We start from the raw sequence: 20305 nt of genomic DNA on the forward strand, positions 1-20305 counted from the left end.
GTATCAATGACGGAGCGTGTATTAAAGTAAAGAAGGACAAAAATAAGAATGAGCGTTAAAGGGATGATGATTTTTAAACGCTCAACAGATCGGATGGTACTTTCGTATTCACCACTCCAGCGAAAAGTGTATCCGGCAGGAATTTCAAGTTGTGATTGAAGAATTTTTTGGGCGTCATTGATATAAGTTCCCGGATCGCGATTTTTTAGTGAGATGAAAATATAACCCACGAGCATCCCGTTTTCATTCCGGATCATGGAAGGCCCCAAAGTTTTATGAATATTGGCGATAAATCCAATGGGAATTTGGGCGCCCGAGGGTGTGGGAACAAGAACGCGTTTTATTTCATCCAGATCGTCCCTTAATTCACGGGCATATCGAAGATTGACTGTGTAACGTTCGCGGCCTTCAATGGTGGTGGTGATGGCTTCACCCCCAATGGCTGAAGTAATGATGGTTTGAGCATCTTCCATGGTTAAGCCGTAACGCGCCAATTCGGTACGGTTGATGTCAAAATCCAGAAAATACCCCTGAGTGACGGGTTCGGCAAAAACGGATTGCGTGCCTTGGACCGATTCAAGAAGGGGCTTTATTTTCTGGCCAATGGATTCAATGGTTTTAAGATCGGGGCCGGAAATTTTTATCCCAAGCTGTGACCGGATGCCCGTTGAAATCATGGTCACCCTGTTCTGAATGGGCATGACAAACGAGGCATTGGTCCATCCGACCATCTGCATTTTTTGGGTCATTTCAGCGGTGAGTTCTTTCCAGCTTATATAGTCCGGCCACAGCCAGCGATAAAAGGTTTGCATGCCTGTGGGTAAAAATGAATACCAGCGGTCTTTTTTACGCCACTGGTCTTCGGGTTTTAAGACAACCGTTGTTTCGACCATTGAGAATGGGGCTGAGTCGGTGGCGGTGTCCGCCCGGCCCACTTTTCCAAAAACCGATTCGACTTCAGGAATTGATTTCAAGATTTGATCCTGGATAGCAAGGGACTTGGCCGCCTCTGTTGTTGAAATGCCAGGAATGGAAATGGGCATGTACAAAAGGGTCCCCTCATTTAAATGGGGCATGAACTCAAAACCCAGATTCATGAAAACAGGGATGACGGTTAAAAAAAGAAGAAATGCTCCCACGAGTGTTTTTTTCTTGTGGTAAAGAACATAGCGGCATGCGGGCTCATAAATTTTAAATAAGAGGCGGCTTACCGGATGTTTTTCTTCCGGGTAATAAGTGCCGACCAGTGTGGCATTGGCCAGTTTGTTGATGATCTTGTTTTTTAATTTAAGGGGGTCCATCCGGGTAAACAGCATGCGCATGGCCGGGTCCAGGGTAATGGCAAGAAAAGCGGCCAAGGCCATGGCCAGGTTTTTTGAAAAAGCCAGCGGTTTGAATAGTCTTCCCTGTTGATCCACCAGGGAAAATACAGGAATAAAAGCCACAGCAATCACAAGCAACGAAAAGAAAACCGAGGGCCCCACTTCCTTGAGGGCTTTGAGGCGGATTTCATGAAAATCACCCTTGCGTCCGGAGGTTTGCCACTCCTCCAATCTTTTGTAGGCGTTTTCCACTTCAACAATGGCACCATCCACCAACACGCCGATTGAAATGGCAATGCCGGCCAGCGACATGATGTTGGACGTAAGCCCCATCAAATACATGGGAATGAAGGCCAGAAAAACAGAAATAGGGATGGTAAAAATGGGAACCAAGGCCGAGGGGATGTGCCACAAAAATACAAGAATAACCAAACTGACAATGATCATTTCATCGATGAGTGTGTTTTTAAGGGTGTCAATGGCCCGCTTGATCAAGTCGGACCGGTCATACACCGTGATAATTTCAACTCCTTCAGGGAGCGACGATTTTAATTCTTTAAGTCTGGCCTTGATCTGGGTGATGATCTTGAGGGCATTTTCCCCTGATCGCATGATGACAATGCCCCCGACCGATTCACCTTCTCCATTAAGCTCGGCAACGCCACGGCGAATGTCGGGGCCTATTTCCACGTGGGCAAGATGTTTGATTAAGACATGGGCCTGATTTTTTGGATCGTGCCTGACCACGATATTTTCAATGTCTTCCGGTGATTTTAGATAACCACGACCACGCACCATGTATTCACGCCCACTCCATTCGACAATCCTTCCCCCGACATCATTGTTGGATTTACGAATGGCGTCCATGACGTGCGTTAAAGGGATGTTAAATGAAAGAAGGTTTTGGGGATCGATGTTGACCTGATATTGTTTTACAAAACCGCCAACGGAGGCCACCTCGGCAACGCCCGGCACACTTTGAAGTTGAAACCGCAAATTCCAATCTTGGAGCGATCTTAATTCCTGCAAATTATTTTTACCCGACTTGTCGCGAAGGGCATATTGAAAGACCCATCCAAGGCCCGTGGCATCCGAACCCATTTCCGTTTTTACTCCCGCCGGCAAATTGGGAGTGATTTTGGAAAGATATTCCAGTGTTCGCGAACGCGCCCAATAAATGTCGGTGCCATCCTCAAAAATGACATAGACATAGGAAAATCCAAAATCGGACTGGCCACGAATGGCCCTTACCTTGGGGGCCCCCAACAGGGCCGTGATAATGGGGTAGGTGACTTGGTCTTCGATGACGTCCGGGCTTCGATCCCATTTTGAATAAATAATGACCTGGGTGTCCGAAAGATCGGGAAGGGCATCCAACGGCATGTTTTTGGTACACCAAATGGCGATGCCGACCAGAATGCTTATAAAAGCCAGGACGAGGTATTTGTTTTTCGCCGAAAACTCAATGATTTTTTCGATCATTTTTACGGTAGGGACTCCGCATCGCGGAGTCCCTACACCTTTAATGTTGGTGGATGCTTTCCACTTCCATGATTCCCTTCAATTGTGTTTCTGAATCAACCAGAAAACTGGCTTTGCTCACCACTTTTTCACCTTCGGTCAGGCCGTGCAAAATTTCGACAAAATCGTTTGATTCAAGCCCCGTATGTATTTCACGCGGGGTGACACGATTATCCTGGTGCATCACAAAGGCAATGCGGCGTGTGCCCGTGTCTATAATGGATGTTTGGGGGATGGCCAGTTTTTCGCCCATTAAAATCTCAAAATGAACGGTGACAAAGGTGTCCGGTTTAAGCGCAGGACCCTCGGATATTTTGATGCGTACTTTTGCCGAGCGTGTTTGGGGATCCAAACGGGTATCCACACCATCAACAATGCCTTCCCATGTTTCCTGATTCCATGGAAAATTGATGAGGGCCTTGGTTCCCGGTTTAATCAGGGAAGTTTCATTTTCAAAAATGGTGGCATAAATCCAATGGATGTTTTCCTGGGGTTGATAATATTGGGCGGCCGTTTTTTCATTCAGATTTTTAATTTCATCCTGGGTGAGCCCCATCGTTTTTAATCGTATGGCCGCAGCTTCTTTTAAAGAGGGGACATTTTTCGAAAATTCCAGATATTCGGCAATGGCTGTGGCCAGTTCTGGATCAAAAGCAACACGTCCGGTGGTCGTAATTTTTTTTGTTAACTGGCGGAGAGCCGCTGTTTCTGTAGCAAGCCCCACCAAATGTTGTTGATAAGGGGAAATGACAAGGCCTGCTCCCTTTGTGTCTTCCTGGGCATACACAGGAACCAGGGTCATTCCACAAATCGGGCAATTCCCGGGCTCATCCATGTGTATTTGAGGATGCATGGAGCAGGTGTAGTATTCGATTTTTTGTTCGGATGTGCGGACGTGCGGATGTGCGGATGAAGGCGACCTTTTGAGCATCTTTGTTCTTAAGCCGAACAAATCAAAGGCATAGGCAAGCCCTGCCATGACAAGACAGGCGACAATTATTTTCAATTTTTTATTCATATTTTCTCCGTTTTAAAACTTCCGGACATCGGCACGTCCGAACATCCGAACAATTTTTACAAATCCTCTCCCGTCAATTTTTCCAGCAAGGCATATTCCATTTGGTAATCGAACCACATGTTCCAATACATTTGATTGGCCTGTTCATACGAAATTATTTTTTGGAGTACATTGGGGCCTGAAGAGAGGCCGGTTTTGTATTCCTGCAGGGCTAAACTCATGCTGCTTTTGGCCAGGGGAAGAATTTCGTTTTCGTAAGTGCCCACGATTTTGGAATGCTCATGGGCATGATGGTACAAATAATAAAATTCTTCTTTTACGTTTAAAACGGTACTGGCAAGGGTGTTTTCCGCACGTTTTTTTTCAGCATGGGCTTTTTTGGTTTCTGCGGATTTTTTGTTGACCCATAGGGGAATATTAAACCCTACACCCAGGGTGTAGGCATTCTCCATGTCCTGTCTTTGATTGTAGGTGAAGCTTGGTTCCAGGGTGGGGATATAGGAAAGTTTGGCTACGGTTAAATCTTTTTTGGCTTTTTGGAACATGAATTCCACACTTTGGAGATCGCTATTTTGTTTGAGTATTTTTTCAAGAATGTCTTCCGCATTGGATTTAAGGGTTTTTCGTTTTGGCTTGGCAAGCGTTCCCAGGGAAGCTTCCGGATCCTTGCCCCTTAGTAAATTCAGCTTGGCTCTCAGGGCATCTAGTTGATGGCTTAGATCGTGAACCTGTGTTTTAGCTTCGGCTTGCTTCATTTTGGCCATTAAGAGATCGGAAGCCGTGCCGCCCTTCATCGTCGGCTCATTTCCCGGATTCATTTCTGAAGTGGCCGGTTTTTGGGCCAGTGTACTTTTATATTGTGTTTCTAAGGATGAAGAAATGCCAGCCAGACTTTGCAGCATTTTTTCGGCACTCTGTTTTTTGTTTGTGACGGCCAAAAGTTCAAAATAGGTTTTTTTGGTTTCGAAAATGATTTCACGTGTCGCTGAATCAACCATCGCTTTTTTTGAAAGCCATTCCTTTTTGGCGGCGCCGGCCTTGGTGATTAAAGTGCCGAGGAAAGGAATTTCCTGACTGACGCTAAAATTGGTCATCCCTGCATTCCCCAAACTTTTTTTGCGGAAGGGCACTTCTTCAAATTCCACCATCCCCATGGGGTCGTCCAACCAGGCTTCCATCTTTTTGTCCTGACGGCTGGCGTTGGCATCCCATTTGGCTTCCTTTATTTGCGGATGAACAGAAACAACTTCCCCAATAAGTTCTTCTAAAGTGGTGGCCTTTGATTGGCTTGAGATTAAAAGGCTGGAAAGGCTTATGATTGTGAACAAGTATTTATGCATGTTTCTGTAGCGAAGCATAAAAATACACTTCTCTCGTGTTAATTTAAACAAAATTAAAATTTTATGAAGGATGTGTAGACTAAATACGGAGGACGGAAGAAAACCTGTCAGGCACATGAAGGATTTTTTGAGGAAGCAAATTCATCTTGCCTGAAACAAGTGTGGAGAAGACAAGGGGCGTTTCCAATTGAGCCCCCAAGAAAGAATATTCCTGGGTTGATTTTGTAAGCGGAGTGGCTGGTGAAAGAACGGAGACATGGTCCTGGGTTTCACAACAGTGGTTTGCATAAGCAAAACTGGATGCAGAATCGTGGCAGCAATCTGTGCTGGTTATTGAAGCCATGGGGCAAAAGGCTTTTAGACAATAACCTTGGCCTGCTAAAAGAAGGCTGATTCCTAAGAGCCCGGCCAGAATGATTTTGAAAAATTTTTTCATAAAAAACAGTGTTCAGTGTAAGGGGAAATTTTTATACCGTCAAGAACCAGAAATAAATAATATATAAATATATGAAATTATTAGTATTTTTTAGATTTTGCTTCTTTGGCCCAGAGCAGGAAAAGGGCTCTGCATTCTTTGGCTAGAAGATTTTTTTGAATTTGGATGCTGCTTTTACCCCATTTTTTCATTTGGTCATTGGAAAGGGCCAGCTCATGAAATCCGCAGGCTTTTGCATCCTTAATTGTGGCTCCGCAAATGATTTTATCGATGCGGGCCCAATGGCAGGCAGAAAAACACATGGGGCAGGGTTCACAGGTTGAATAAAGGGTGCAACCGGAAAGATCGATGGTTTTTAATTTTTTGCAGGCTTTGCGGATGGCGTGGATTTCTGCGTGGGAAGTGATGTCGGTGGTGGCCCACACCATGTTGTGAACACAGACAACGAGTTTACCCTTTTTGACAATGGCGGCCCCAAAAGGCGTTTGCCCTTTTTGAATGCCAAGCTTGGTCTTGGCAATGGCCAAGCGCATGAACTGTTCATCTGTATTTTGATTTTTTTGCATCACGTAAAAAAAATTATTTCTCCGGCAATGCCATCGGTTGAATATGTGAAAGCCCACCATCGGCCCTTATTGTCTGACCACAAATCCAATCGGCTTTATCCGAACACAAAAACAGGGTGATATCGGCAATATCTTTTCCGTCGGTGACCCGCCCGCGCGGAGTGATTTGCCCGTTTAATTTTTTAATTCTTTCATATTCAGCCCCCATATAAATTTGCGTGGAGGTTGTGGCCAAAAATCCCGGGTTGACGGCATTGACGTTAATTCCAAGTGGAGCCAGTTCCACACCAAAATATTTCACCAAAGTTTCCATCGCGGATTTGGCGGCGCCCAAAACACCATGGCGGGGGAGATAGGTGTGCGTGTCATAGCCGGAAATGGCCACAATTTTCCCGTTTCGCCCTTTCATGAGCTCGGATGAACGTTGGCAGCCGATGACAAACCCGGTCACAGTAATGGCAAAGGTTTTCTCTATATGATGGGGTTTGATTTCCAAAAGGGGCTTGAAGGCCGTGGCTGCCGCGTTGGCGACAAAATAATCCAGATAACCATATTTTTCTTTGATGAAATCAAAGAGCTTGCCCACATGCTCGGGCTCTCCCATGTCGGCCTGAAAGGCATGCACTTGGGTGGTCCCTGAGCGGAGCCGAAGGGCCATCTCGGCTTCAAAAGCCTTGGCTCCTTCGATATCCTTCCGGTAATTCGTAACGACATGAACGCCTTGGTCGACGAATTGTTTTACAATTTCCTTGCCGGTCCCTTTGATGCCCCCGGTGACAAGGGCGAGTTTGGGTTGATTTGTCATAAGCCCTCCGTTTATTCCATTGTAAGTAACACTGTGTGGCACATTTTTATATAAATCCTCAAATTATTTTTTTTCTGATTGACGTTAAGCCACGCAAATTTTAATTACGGCCCATGGTTCAAATGATTGACGGTAAAGCAGTGGCCCAAAGATTAAAGCAGGAAATCAAAGCCCGTGTGGAAGATCTTAAGGAAAAAGGCATTACTCCCGGCTTGGCCACGATTTTGGTGGGAGAGGACCCGGCTTCGCATGTTTATGTCAAAAATAAAAATGCCACCTGCCAAGAGCTTGGCATGCGGTCGCTTCATCATCATTTACCCGCAAGCACCACGGAAGAAGCCCTTCTCAAATTAGTTCATGATTTAAACGACGACTCGCAGGTGCATGGCATTCTGGTTCAGTTACCCCTTCCCAAACACATTCATTCTGAAAAAATTCTGGAGGCGATCAACCCTTTAAAAGATGTGGATGGGTTTCATCCTGTGAATGTGGGCAATCTGGTTATTGGCCGCCCTGGCTTGAGACCTTGCACCCCTTATGGAGTGATGAAATTATTGGAGGAAACAAAAATCCCCCTGGCCGGGAAACATGCCGTGGTTGTCGGGCGCAGTAATATTGTTGGAAAACCGGTGGCTCTTATGTTACTAGCCGCCAATGCCACGGTGACGGTGTGTCATTCGCAAACCAAAAACATTGAACAAGTAGTGCGCCAGGCTGATATTGTTGTTGCGGCCGTAGGCAAGACCCATTTTGTGCGTGGCAGTTGGGTGAAGCCCGGCGCGGTGGTGATTGATGTGGGGATTAATCGCTTGCCCAATGGAAAATTGGCAGGCGATGTTCATTTTGAAGAAGTGGCGCCGATTGCATCCTGGATTACTCCCGTGCCAGGTGGCGTGGGCCCAATGACAATTATCATGCTGATGGCCAACACGGTGGAGGCTGCAGAAATGGTGTAAGGACAATCCTAGGATTGTCCCTACAGGATAGAATGTTAAAACGAACACCTCTCTATGAATTTCACAAAAAACTGGGCGCCAAAATGGTTGAGTTTGGCGGTTGGGAAATGCCCGTGCAATACACCGGTGTTATCGAAGAACATAATGCCGTTCGTACCCGTGCCGGTCTTTTTGATATTAGCCACATGGGGGAAATCATGGTGTCAGGTAAAGACGCCAAGAAATTTGTGAACTATGTCACAACCAATAATTTGGATCGCATTGGTGACGGCCGTTGCCAATATTCGGTGTGTTGCTATGAAGATGGGGGAGTCGTTGATGATGTAATTACCTATCAGATCACTCCATTTAAATTCTTGATTGTGGTCAATGCCAGCAATACCGACAAAGATTACGATTGGTTTGTGGCGCATAAGGGAGATTTTGATGTCTCCATCGAAAATTTGAGCTCAGAGTATTATCAATTAGCCCTTCAAGGCCCTCTTGCAGAAGGAATTTTAACCCCTCTTGTTTCAATGCCTTTATATCGTTTGGCCACGTTTCAATTTTGCGAAACCATTTTGCGTGGCAAGAAAATCATTCTTTCACGCACAGGATACACGGGTGAAGATGGTTTTGAAATTTATGGAGCTTGGGGAGATGCCCCCTATGTTTGGCAAACTCTTTTGGAGACGGGCAAAACTTATGGGTTGACCCCCATTGGGCTGGGCGCGCGCGACAGTTTACGTTTGGAAGCAGCGCTCTCTCTTTATGGGCATGAAATTGACAAGACCATTAATCCCTTTGAGGCACGCTTAAGTTGGGTGGTCAAACTTGACAAAGAAGATTTTATTGGCAAAGAAGCCCTCACCCAAATTCACAAAAACGGATGCCAGCGTAAACTTGTCGGTTTGGATATGATCGATCAGGGCATTCCACGGCAGGGATATCCTGTTTATGCCGGCGACCAAAAAGTGGGGGCGGTCACCAGCGGTACTTTTTCGCCAACATTACAAAAGCCGATAGGATTGGCTCTTGTTGAAAAGACGCATGCTACCGAAGGAAACACGCTTCAAATTGAAATGCGTGGGCAAAAAAGAGCGGCCAAAGTTGTGGGGCTTCCATTTTATAAGAAAAGTTTTGAAAATTCTTAAATCCCCCTTCATCCCCCCTTTAATCCCGCATACGGGATCCCGCTACGCGGTGATAAAAGGGGAAAGAGGGAGATTTTTACAGGAGGAATTATGGAGATTAATAAAGAATTACGTTACACCAAAGAGCATGAATGGATTCGTTTGGATGGAAACAAGGCCGTTGTGGGCATTACCGATTTTGCCCAGGAACAGTTGGGGGATGTGGTGATGGTTGAACTCCCCAAAGAAGGAGCCCTTTTTGCCAAGAATGAAACTTTTGGTGTCGTTGAGTCGGTCAAATCGGTAAGCGATGTCTATGTACCTGTATCTGGTAAAGTTCTTGAATTTAACAGCACTTTGATTGAAAGCCCCGGCTTGGTGAACGAAGACTGTTACAACGAAGGTTGGTTGATTAAGCTTGAATTGACCCATCCAAAAGAATTGGAAGGTTTGTTGGATGCCAAAGCCTACGAGGCCTATTTGAAGGACGAAGGAAAGATATAGATGTTTTTGTAAGGGCGGTTCACGAACCGCCCCTACGTCAATCATGCGTTACCTCCCTCATACAAAACAAGATATCAAAGACATGCTCCAGGTGATCGGCAAAGATTCTGTCGATGCGCTTTTTGAGAGCATCCCTGAAGAGTTGCGGTTGAAGCGTGCTCTTAACCTGCCCAAGGCTCTTTCCGAAATGGAATTACGTTCTGAAATGCTGCGGCTTTCCAAAAAGAACGTTTCCGTGCGTGATACCGTTTCATTTTTGGGAGGCGGGGCTTACAACCACTATGTCCCATCACCCATTTCGCAACTCATCAACCGGGGTGAATTTTTTACAGCCTACACTCCCTACCAGCCCGAAGTAAGTCAGGGAACCCTCCAGGCCCTTTTTGAATTTCAGACCATGATTTGCGAGTTGACGGGCATGGAGATTGCCAATGCCTCCAACTACGATGCCTCCACCGGTTGTGCAGAGGCGCTTCTTATGTCGGCCCGTTTGAATGGCCGCAAAAAAGCCCTGGTGGCCCGGTCGGTGCATCCGCAATACCGCAAGGTGATGAGGACTTATCTTTCCCGTTTCGGTTACGAAATCGTTGAAGTGGGTTATGCCAAAGATGGAAGTTTGGATTGGAATGATTTTGAAGCCAAGTGTGATGCCTCTGTGGGTGCGGTGATGGTTGGATCCCCCAATTTCTTTGGGGTGATTGAAGATCTTCAAAAAATAGGGGCGCGCACCAAACAGGATGAAAAAACAATTTTTATCACTGTGGCTTCTGAACCCCTTTCGATGGCACTTTTAAACCCTCCCGGTTCTGTGGGCGCTGATATTGCCGTTGCCGAAGGGCAAAGCTTTGGTGTGGGGCTTAGTTTTGGAGGCCCCTATCTGGGGCTTTTTGCCACGCAGCAAAAATACATACGAGCCATGCCGGGCCGCATTGTGGGGGAAACGGTGGATGTCGATGGGAAGAGGGGATTTGTCCTTACTTTTTCAACGCGCGAACAACACATCCGTCGTGAAAAGGCCACTTCCAACATCTGCACCAATCAGGGCCTGTGTGCGCTCATGAGCACCATTTATTTGTCTCTTATGGGAAAAGAAGGGCTGACTCGTCTGGCTCAAATTAATTTATCGCGTGCCACTTATGCCAAAGAGGCGCTTACGGCGACTGGCAAGGTGAAGCTTCTTTTTGATGGGCCGACCTTTAATGAATTTGTCATCTGTTTGCCCGATGCGCAGAATGTTTTAGCCGGGTTGAAGAAAAGAGGGATTTTTGCCGGCATTTGGCTGCCCCGTTATTACAAGGAACTTAAAGACGCCGTGCTTGTTTGTGTGACAGAAATGAACTCCAAAGAGCAGATTGATTTGTTGGTGAGTGAATTAAAAAAAGCTGTGTCATAGATGCTTACGTGACAGGCACCTCGACTCCGCTCGGTGACCACTCGAGCGGTCCCTGAGCGAAGTCGAAGGGACTGGTTTCAGTACATATAGAAAAATATGCACCAAGAACCCACATTATTTGAAATTTCCTCCCCTGGTCGTGAAGGATTCTCACTTCCTGAAACCCAGACTCCTGAAGTTAATCCGGCCGAGGTGATCCCCCAGAATTATTTACGCAAGGAAAAGGCCAAACTTCCCGAGGTTTCCGAATTCGATGCGGTCCGGCATTTCACGCGTCTTTCCCAATGGAATTTCAGCATCGACACCGCTTTTTATCCGCTCGGTTCCTGCACCATGAAGTATAATCCGCGCATCAACGAAGAGGTGGTGCGTCTTCCCGGTTTTGCCCTGACCCATCCGTATCAGGAAGAAGAATTCATGCAGGGGAATTTGGAGCTGATGTATCACCTGCAAAATTATCTTTGCGAAATTGCCGGAATGGATGCCTGTACGCTTCAGCCTGCCGCCGGCGCCCATGGCGAGCTTACCGGGCTTTTGATGATTCGTTCCTATCACGAAGACCGGGGCAATCCGCGAAAGAAAATCATCATTCCCGATTCGGCCCATGGGACCAACCCTGCTTCAGCCGCCATTTGTGGTTATCAAGTGGTCACCATGAAAACCGACAAGGACGGCATTTTGCATGCCGATGCCTTGGCCCCGCTTCTTGATGAAGAAGTGGCCTGCCTTATGGTTACCAATCCTTCAACCATTGGGTTGTTCGAAAAAAATATCCAAAAAATTGCCGATAGGCTCCATGCCAAAGGCGCGCTCCTTTATTGCGATGGCGCCAACATGAATGCCCTCATGGGCATGGCCCGCGTGGGGGACATGGGTGTGGATTGCATGCATTACAATCTGCACAAGACATTCACGACCCCGCATGGCGGGGGTGGCCCTGGTTCCGGGCCTGTGGTGGTGAAGAAAATTTTAGAGCCTTATTTACCGACACCCACGATTGTGAAGCAGGGCGATAAATATCATTTAGAAACCCAATGCCCCAAGAGCATCGGCCGTGTGCGGGCCTTCTTCGGGAATTTCGGCATGTTCGTTCGCGCCTACACTTACATTCGCGAGTTGGGCCCCGATGGAGTGAAAAAAGTGGCGCAGTTGGCGGTGCTGAACGCCAATTATCTGCGTTCGCGCTTAAAAGATCTTCTTCCCCTGGCCTACGAAGCGCCCAGCATGCACGAGGTGATTTTTTCGGACAAATTCCTCAAAGGCACCGAAATTAAAACCTTGGATATTGCCAAACGCCTTTTGGACTACGGCTTTCATGCGCCCACGGTGTATTTTCCGCTCATTGTTCCCGGTTCACTCATGATCGAGCCCACCGAAACCGAAAACAAAGCCACCCTCGACCAGTTTGTGGAAGCGCTTCGCACCATTGTGCATGAAGTGACCGCAAATCCCACTCTCCTCAAAGAGGCCCCCCACAATACCCCCGTCCGCCGTTTGGATGAGACGCGCGCGGTAATGAAACCAAAGTTAAGAGCATAATTTCCCGTATTCTATCCCCCTTTAAAAAAGGGGGATTAAGGGGGATTTGATCCCGGCCCCGTTTTATACGAGGAAAATCCCCCTTTGATTCCCCCTTTTTTAAAGGGGGAAAAGAGAGGATAAAATTTTATCCATCTTGACAAATCCATCCCATCATGAAAATGACCCTCCGTTGGGTTAGGGGAAGCTGGTGAGAGTCCAGCGCGGTCCCGCCACTGTAATCCCTTCGGGGTAAGTCAGGATACCTATCCAATGTTGTAGGGGCGAATCTTGTATTCGCCCTTCATAGGCGATCACAAGGATCGCCCTACATCCTGTGCGAGAGACACAAAACCTCCTTCAAGCCCATCCATTCGGATGTCTTTGGGTTTTGTTTCTCCTTCAACAATTTAATTTATTAATGAGTCCGCCTTCGCTCTTTGAGCATAGGCCGGACAAGGAGGAAATTTATGTCAGCAATTAATTCCGTTGGTCTTTTTTGTGCAGAAACCCCCGGAAGAGGACGAGGGGGGGTCTATTGGATGCCGGATGAAGATACAGGCACTGGTGGGACGGAAGGAAATCCTGTCCCTGAAGCATCTGTTGATCCTGAGGCCGGCCGTGCAGATGCTGCTTTTACACCAGCCGATGCCAATATGTCTCTTGATGGGAGTGTGGTTGTTGCTGATGGATCAGGAGGAAATGGCGGCACAGGAGGTTTGGGTGGAACCGGTGGAATAGGTGGTGCCGGAGGTGTTGCGGGGTCGGGTGGAACAGGTGGAACTATTGTGGATGGAGGTTCATCGGATGGAAGCCCTGATGGAGCAAATCCTCCTCCGGTACCTCTTGTACAGACTCATGTAGCGGTGGCTCTGTCTTCTTATGAACCTGGCTCCAATGCCGTTACCAAATTCTGGAATCTTACAGAAGGCCGCTTTGAAAATGTCCCCGATGTGCTCACGCATCAAGATACGGCCTTAAGCTCTTGCGGGGATGATGTGTTTGTGGTGAGTCGTGGCGATGGGCGCGTTTTGGCGTATAACAAAGCCGATCTGAGCCAGCCCCTTTGGACCCGGCAATTTGCTCCAACCTCAAACCCTCAAGGGGTGGCCTGCGACGATCAAGGCCGTGCGGTGATCTCCTTCTACAATCCCGATCCGATGGAAGCGGAGATGATTGGCCGAAGGGATGTTGTTTTCGTGGATCGCGATACAGGGGAGGATATGGGTGGCATCGATCTGAGCCCCGATTCGCCCGTCAATCCTCGGGTCTCAGCCGTCGGCTGCCGAGAAGATCAATGCTATACCGCCCTTCAACATCAGGATGACAATTTCCAAGTCGTTCAGCCCGGGACATTGAGAAATGTGGATGATAATGCCTTAAGTGTTGAGCTTGAAGGGTCCAATCCTGCGAGGATGGATTCCCATGGTGCTTCTTTTGTGATTGCCCAGACTGGTAATTTTAATGACGATGCGGGCGGCGTGGAGATGATTGATCCTGTGGCTCTGCTGGGGGGCTTCCTCCCTGCGGATGCTTTCGATGCGTTTGCTCCCGGTCTTGTGGCCGTCAGCGGGGATGACGCTTTCGTCGGTTCGGGTTTCCCGACCGTGGTTGCGCGCGTACCCTTGAGTGCTGCTGAGGATGGGGTGCTGGAAGTCTTGCAAGTCTACGCCAGCGGGGCCTTTGCCTCGGATCTGACGACGGTTCATGCTCAAGAAGTGGATCATGTTCTCATCACGGAACGCAATGATCTAGCCACTTGGGCGGTGGTGGAAGTCGATCCCCAAGGCGGAGAAGGCCATGTCCTCATTGATACGCGACCTCAAATGATGGAGGGCGGTTTGCCTCCTGCGGCGGTGGTGGGATTTTAATCCGCTCCAAATTGTCACCCTCTCCCTAACCCTCTCCCCTCAAGGGAGAGGGAATGAAGAAACAAGGAATGATCAAAACAATTAAAAATCTTATTTCCCTTTTTCTTTTTGCCCTTTTGTTTGCGGGTTGTGGGGATGGGGCTCATGAAAACGCCGGTGATGATTTATTTGCTCAGGATGAAGATGGCGATGGTAGCAAGAATATCAATGACAACGCCGATCCTTCCCTGACGGTCTCTTTTTTGATTGTTCATCCTTCTTCCGAAGGTATCCGGTTAAAAGTGGGGGAGGCCGGTCAGCCATCGGTGACTGTTGTGATGGCGGATGGAAGTGTTTATCCCAGGGTGACGCAGTTGTTTCGTATCAATCAGACTTGGGGCCGCGTTTTTTGGGCCATTGCAGACCATGCCGTGGCTTCTGTTTCTGAAAATGGACGTGTGATGGGAAGTTCTCCAGGGCAAACCCGGGTTCATGTTTATTTTTTGGGGAAATCAGGATCTATTCCCGTTGTGGTTGAACCAAGGCCTGGCCATGTTCCTGCCGGCCAGCCGCCCCCACCCCCTCTTGAAGGGAATGAATCTGAAGAACCCGGTGATCCAAATGATGCCTTTATTTCGGACGATGACGAGACCCGGGTCACTTATGGACGCGGGGCCGGCTTTGGGCAGGATGGATATCCTCAAAACATCAGTGGTTCGCCAGGGGATGGCGGATTGTTAAGCTTGGGAAGTGGGGGATCGATTCTCATTCATTTTCGGGGTTATGTCATTGTGGATGGACAGGGGACGGATTTCACCATTTTTGAAAATCCCCTTGGTCCGAATTTTTTTGCCGAGCGGGCGCAAGTTTTAGTAAGTGAAGACGGAGAGAACTTCATTGCCTTCCCTTGCGATGGTTTTGATGAAGATGGGAATGGAGAATATACGGGATGCGCCGGGGCTTTTCCCTTGGGTGATGTGAATCAACCGCGAAATCCGCTTGTTTCAGGGGGTGATGTGTTTGATTTGCACGATGTGGGTTTGGAGGAAGCGCGCTATGTGTTGATTGAAGACTTAAATACCTGTGTGGCAGGTGATTTTGTCTTCCCTGTGTGTTTAGCGGGTGGCAAACAAGGTTTTGATTTGGATGCCGTGGCCATTGTGAATGGGAGAATGAATGAGGAATAAAATATGAAAAATAAATTTCAAAATGTATTTTTGTTTTTTTTGGTTTTACTTGTTTCGTCGTGCGGATCTACTTCCACACAAACGGCTGATATTGGACAAAACCTGGATCAAATAGATCTCAATTCAGGGGCTGAGTTCGTTTTCTTTTTTGCCACAGAATTTGGTTCATCCTCAGGCCAACTGCTTTTGGCCGATTCAAATAACATCGGTCTTTTTGTCAACTCCGGGGTTGAACAACTAGGGGCCGAGGCCAATATCAAACTTTTTGACGGGCTGCTTTATGTGCTTCATGGAGGCGGAGATCCCCAAAGCCCCAGCAGCAACAATATTCGGGTGCTCGATCCACAGAATAATTTTGGGACACAGTCTGAGTTTTCAACGGGAGATGGTACCAACCCCCAAGACTTTGTCGTGATTGATAATCTGGCTTACATTTCCCTGTATAATCCTGAAAAGGACGCTGGAGACAAAGATGCCAACGGGAATCCAGGCGATGTCATTGTCATGAATCTTGATAATGGGCAGGTTGTAAAAAGACTGAGTTTTTTTAATTTTTTATTTAATGATGGTTTCAAAAGAGCTTTGGCTCATAAGATGGTGTTGGTAGGGAACCTTCTTTATGTTTGTATTCAAGATTACGGCACAAATAACGCTGCAAATATTCTGCTTCAAAATGCCCCCGGGAAAATTGGTGTGATTGACACAACAACCAACAGCATTGTTGGTGTGATTTCATTACAGGGCAGAAACCCTGTTGATATTGTGTATTCCGAAAATGAAAACAAACTATTTGTGGCGCTTCAGGCTCCCTTTAGCGGATTTGGGAATGATTATCCTCATGTGCCCTATGGAGGGGTAGAAATTATCCCTTTAAATGACACCAATCACACTATTTTAATTCACGACAATGATTTGGGTGGTTATGTTGAACGATTGGATTTTGGTTTTGAAAAGGTGTTCATCGTTGCGTCCAATTTTGATGCGAATACTTTTGAATTCACTTCGGCCATCCTCACGATGGCTGAGGAAGGAGAGGCTGCAGGGGATGCGGTATCTCTTATTCCGGAAAGCTCTGATTTGCGGGATATTGGGGTTGATAGCCGTCGTCGACTATGGATCGGAAGGCGTACGATTCAAAGCGGGGACCAGGCCTCCAATCCTCGCGTTGATGTTTACGATATTGATACAGGAAATCTTGTCGGTTCAAATACCAATATTGAAGTGCCGGTGACTTCCATCGCCATCGGGCAATTGTGAGGGGAAGGAGTCAGGAGACAGAATTCAGAAGTCAGTAGGAAAACGGGGAACCTCCGTGTTTTAGCTGTAAGCGGGCGAACATAAAGTTCGCTTACGGAATCCAACGTACGGGCGCTGCTTGCTGCGCCCTTCCCTGTGGGGCGCGCCAAGGGGCGCCCCTACGTGGGCCACTAACAACGAGCAGCGAGCGACTAGAAACTACTAAATTTTCTTCCCTTTTTTTTTCTCTTCTCATAAACAGTAGGGGCGCAATGAATTGCGCCCCCACATTTCATGAACAAAAAACAATTACTCATTATTTTTCTGGTTGTCTTTATCGATCTTCTTGGTTTTGGGATGGTCATTCCCATTCTGCCTTATTACGCCAAAACATTTGGAGCTTCAGGCGTGGAAGTGGGTTGGCTGATGATGAGTTATTCGGCGATGCAGTTTTTGTTTTCCCCTTTTTGGGGAAGGCTTTCTGACAAAATAGGCCGTCGGCCCGTGCTTCTTATATGTTTGGCGGGGATCGGTTCTTCCATGGTTGTGTTGGCCATGGCCTCTTCGTTTATGTGGTTGTTGGTGGCACGGGTTCTTGCCGGATTTTTTGGGGCCAATATTTCTGCGGCCAGTGCCTATATCGCTGATATTACGACCCCGGAAAACAGGGCCAAGGGAATGGGCTTGATTGGCGCTGCTTTTGGAGCGGGGTTTTTGTTTGGGCCGGCATTGGGGGGAATTTTATCCCAATGGGGGTATGACAAAGCGCCCCTGTTTGCCGCGGGGTTAAGTGTGATCAACCTGATTTTTGCCTTTAAGAGTTTAGTTGAACCGGCCCTTTCAGAACGTGAGCGTGCCAGCCATCGCAACCGGTTTAATCGCGAAATGTGGCTTCAAATCATTTCCACTCCACAAACGGGGTTGGCCATTCTTTTGTTTTTCATTGTGACCTTGGGGATTGCCCAAATGGAAACAACCTTTGCCCTTTTTCTTCTGTCCCGTTTTGGGTTGGATGCGTTTCATGCGGGGCTTATCCTGGCGTTGATGGGGCTGATTATGGTGGGTATTCAGGGAGGGGGTATTGGAAAATTGGCAAAGAAGTTTGGGGAAAGAAAACTCATCCTCTATGGAGCTGTTTTAATGATGCTAGCCCTTGGTGGTGCCGGCCTGTCCCGGACCATTCCTTTATTTGTGCTTTTTTCGGCTGTACAGGCCGCAGGCTACGGCATCACCAGCCCCTCACTGATGAGCCTTGTTTCACGCTATGCTCCCGTGGGCCAGCAGGGGGCCACGATGGGCGTGTATCAATCCGCCGGAAGTTTGGGGCGTATTTTGGGTCCCTTGTGTGCCGGATTTTTGTTTGATGTTTTCTCCCCCTCAACCCCGTTTTTTGTGGCTTCAGGGCTTTTCGTGATTGTCTTTTTATTTGGCTCTCTTAAAGGCTCTGCATGGTCTTCCGATGCGACCTGTTGATTCGGATGTGTTCAACAGGCATGTTCAATTCATTCATATTCATCCCAAAGACAGCGAGTTGCTCAAGAGTTTGTGTAAAAAAAGAGGACTGGCAGTGGGCTAAAATCAACGGTATGAACCCCAGGGCAAGCCCTGGACCCAAGATTCCGTCCGCCTTAGGCGGACGGGGTTTTGACCCGGCAAGGCGCGTCCCCGAAGCCAACGAGCGTAGGGGATAAAAAAGGCACGGCCAAGGATGCCGTGCCTTTTGAAGCTTATTTTCTTAAGGGCACCTCTAAAAACTGTTGCAGAGTGACCCTTCGAGAGCCTCAGGGTGTCCATTTTTGTAGGGGCAATTCATGAATTGCCCCTACCCGGACATGCCTATGAGGTTCTCGAACCATGAACTCGAGTTTTTAGAGGTACCCTTAAGCGCTTAGTCGCCCTCACCTCCCGTAATTTGATAGCACTCGATGTGGTTGTGGCCGAGCTCTAGGTTGCTGCAGGTTCCGGCGATGTCGATCCCGCCTTCTTCAATGTCGGCAAACACCACAGTAGCCTCCACTTCCTCATTTTCGCAATCAACGGTCTGATCACCGGCAAAGGCGATCGTGGGTTCCTCTGCATCTTCTCCCAGGGTGGCGGCATTGGCCTCCGTATAGTAATCCGATTCAGTGGGATCAACTTCGGTGGCCGTGGTGCCGTCCCAGGCTTCAAGGGCTGTGCCTGTGTTTTCGTCACCTTCCCCGCACTGGCTGACATAGCCGTTTTTGGCGGCGCCGTCCCCCACTTCCAAAAGGCCGATGCTGTAATCATCGCCCGAGTTGGTGTCATTTAAGCCCAAGGTGGCATAGAGGTTGTTGGTAAAACTGCAGGACTCACCATCGTGGCTGCCGGCGCCGCTCATGAACCCCGTGATGGTCGCGCTATCCGAGGACTGATTGAAGGTGATGTCCCCGTAGAAATCAGAGCCGTTTTCTTCGTCGGCGAAGACATGTTGCATGTGGATGACCTTGGGCGTAGCTACGCCGTTAAGCTCATCGACGAACTCCCCATCCACAAGGGTCCCGCTGACCTCGATGGAATCTCTATACGTTTGGCTTCCTTGGGAACCGATGTTGAGCGCTTCCATGGCGAATGTAGTGCCAGAAATCGTTTGGCTGATGTACATGCTCTGTTCGTTCTCATCCCCACTGTCGCCGCACGCGAACATCTCAAAATTGGTCACGGCGCCGCTTGAGTCCTTGACTACCTTGAATTTGATTTTTGAGGGGCCACCGGCGTCTTCACCCTCATCAAAGCTTGACCCCGCGAAGTCCAGGTCAAAGACATGGTATTCGCCATCATAAATATCGATGCCTTCCGTGTTGGCAAAGGCGTCAAAGGTCGTGGTGATGTAGCAGAGGATCAAATCCCCACGTGCCGCTTCGCTGATGGCGGTCTTGCTCATGTTAAACGCCTCGCAGGCGGCCTGGCTTGAGTCGCTGTCAAAATCATCACTGTCGATGGTTCCCAGGGGCATACCGGTAGTGCTATCCCCCAAGGCTTTCACCATAAGGGCCGACATGGAAGCGTCGGCACCGTCCGTGACGGGGCTTGTGGCTGAAGGTAATTCACTGACTAACGCGACGCCGGATGAATCATCACTGTCATCCGATGAAGAGCTCGTTCCTGATGAGCTGCACGCTGTGTTAAGGGCCATTAAGCCCATAAAGATGAAATAAAATAATCTTTTCATAGTTCCCCCTGTTTGGTTGTGAAAAGCTGAATGTCTCCAAAAAGAAAGCAAGCTCTGTGCCAAGGGCCTGTCTTTTTTATGGCCTGTAAATCATTGATATCAAAAAATTAAATTCAAGATGCTTTGAAGCTTGTGGAGGGATATTCGTCAAAAAAATGCCTTGGTAGGAAAAAAGGAGGGGGTAAAAAAAGAAAAAAAGAAAAGAAAAAAGGGGTGGGAAGTTTAGCACTTTCCCCACCCCTTTATTGGGCAGGTTTGCAGGAAAAACAATTTAAAAGAATTTCCGCCTGCGGGCATCTGCCTGTTTCTCCCTTGAGCTAAGCAGGGGAGATGGCAGATGCACATGGCAGG

Annotated in this window: 16 protein-coding genes, 1 pseudogene and 1 other annotated feature (1 of these 18 cut by a window edge); of the genes and pseudogenes, 10 read left to right on the forward strand and 7 right to left on the reverse strand. The window is 48.0% G+C overall.

All coding sequences use genetic code 11. From position 1 onward, the window contains the following. From A2048_05710 to A2048_05735, 6 genes and pseudogenes are all read right to left on the reverse strand, one after another. A pseudogene (locus A2048_05710) lies at positions 1–2804 on the reverse strand (cation transporter) (it extends 346 nt beyond the left edge of the window). A gap of 40 nt (positions 2805–2844) precedes the next feature. Continuing rightward, on the reverse strand, positions 2845–3861 hold the full coding sequence (locus A2048_05715; GenBank protein ID OGP07387.1) for a hypothetical protein: 1017 nt from the start codon (positions 3859–3861) through the stop codon (positions 2845–2847). Between the two features lie 56 nt (positions 3862–3917). Next, positions 3918–5219, reverse strand: a complete 1302-nt coding sequence (locus A2048_05720) for a hypothetical protein (GenBank protein ID OGP07388.1) — start codon at positions 5217–5219, stop codon at positions 3918–3920. A 61-nt stretch (positions 5220–5280) separates the two neighbouring features. Then, entirely contained in the window at positions 5281–5637 is a 357-nt protein-coding gene (locus A2048_05725) for a hypothetical protein (GenBank protein ID OGP07389.1), read from the reverse strand. An 80-nt stretch (positions 5638–5717) separates the two neighbouring features. After that, on the reverse strand, positions 5718–6203 hold the full coding sequence (locus tag A2048_05730; protein ID OGP07390.1) for a tRNA-specific adenosine deaminase: 486 nt from the start codon (positions 6201–6203) through the stop codon (positions 5718–5720). A gap of 13 nt (positions 6204–6216) precedes the next feature. After that, a complete protein-coding gene (locus tag A2048_05735; GenBank protein OGP07391.1) occupies positions 6217–7008 on the reverse strand; it encodes a hypothetical protein in 792 nt (263 codons plus the stop codon). Between the two features lie 113 nt (positions 7009–7121). On the opposite strand from A2048_05735, the gene A2048_05740 reads away from it, so the two are divergent. From A2048_05740 to A2048_05780, 9 genes are all read left to right on the forward strand, one after another. Further along, complete coding sequence (locus tag A2048_05740) at positions 7122–7964, forward strand: bifunctional 5,10-methylene-tetrahydrofolate dehydrogenase/5,10-methylene-tetrahydrofolate cyclohydrolase (protein OGP07392.1); 843 nt, start codon at positions 7122–7124, stop codon at positions 7962–7964. A gap of 32 nt (positions 7965–7996) precedes the next feature. Then, positions 7997–9097, forward strand: a complete 1101-nt coding sequence (locus A2048_05745; GenBank protein OGP07393.1) for a glycine cleavage system protein T — start codon at positions 7997–7999, stop codon at positions 9095–9097. Between the two features lie 90 nt (positions 9098–9187). Beyond that, entirely contained in the window at positions 9188–9580 is a 393-nt protein-coding gene (locus tag A2048_05750; GenBank protein ID OGP07394.1) for a glycine cleavage system protein H, read from the forward strand. A 43-nt stretch (positions 9581–9623) separates the two neighbouring features. Next, on the forward strand, positions 9624–10973 hold the full coding sequence (locus A2048_05755) for a glycine dehydrogenase (aminomethyl-transferring) (GenBank protein ID OGP07395.1): 1350 nt from the start codon (positions 9624–9626) through the stop codon (positions 10971–10973). Between the two features lie 96 nt (positions 10974–11069). Continuing rightward, on the forward strand, positions 11070–12512 hold the full coding sequence (locus A2048_05760) for a glycine dehydrogenase (aminomethyl-transferring) (GenBank protein ID OGP07396.1): 1443 nt from the start codon (positions 11070–11072) through the stop codon (positions 12510–12512). A 157-nt stretch (positions 12513–12669) separates the two neighbouring features. Continuing rightward, positions 12670–12780: a binding site (cobalamin riboswitch), on the forward strand. A gap of 181 nt (positions 12781–12961) precedes the next feature. Further along, positions 12962–14362 (forward strand): hypothetical protein, encoded by a 1401-nt coding sequence (locus A2048_05765; protein OGP07397.1) that lies wholly within the window; start codon positions 12962–12964, stop codon positions 14360–14362. A 53-nt stretch (positions 14363–14415) separates the two neighbouring features. After that, complete coding sequence (locus tag A2048_05770) at positions 14416–15528, forward strand: hypothetical protein (protein OGP07398.1); 1113 nt, start codon at positions 14416–14418, stop codon at positions 15526–15528. 3 nt (positions 15529–15531) lie between these two features. Further along, on the forward strand, positions 15532–16785 hold the full coding sequence (locus tag A2048_05775) for a hypothetical protein (GenBank protein OGP07399.1): 1254 nt from the start codon (positions 15532–15534) through the stop codon (positions 16783–16785). Positions 16786–17058: 273 nt separating this feature from the next. Further along, positions 17059–18237 (forward strand): hypothetical protein, encoded by a 1179-nt coding sequence (locus A2048_05780; protein OGP07400.1) that lies wholly within the window; start codon positions 17059–17061, stop codon positions 18235–18237. A 415-nt stretch (positions 18238–18652) separates the two neighbouring features. Here the strand turns inward: A2048_05780 and A2048_05785 are convergent, their stop codons facing one another. After that, positions 18653–19954, reverse strand: coding sequence for a hypothetical protein (locus tag A2048_05785; protein OGP07401.1), 1302 nt, complete (start codon positions 19952–19954; stop codon positions 18653–18655). A gap of 123 nt (positions 19955–20077) precedes the next feature. Between A2048_05785 and A2048_05790 the strand changes: the two genes are divergently transcribed. Then, on the forward strand, positions 20078–20275 hold the full coding sequence (locus A2048_05790) for a hypothetical protein (protein ID OGP07402.1): 198 nt from the start codon (positions 20078–20080) through the stop codon (positions 20273–20275). Positions 20276–20305 lie beyond the last annotated feature (30 nt).

The organism is Deltaproteobacteria bacterium GWA2_45_12, assembly GCA_001797365.1.
Lineage (GTDB): Bacteria > UBA10199 > UBA10199 > UBA10199 > UBA10199 > UBA10199.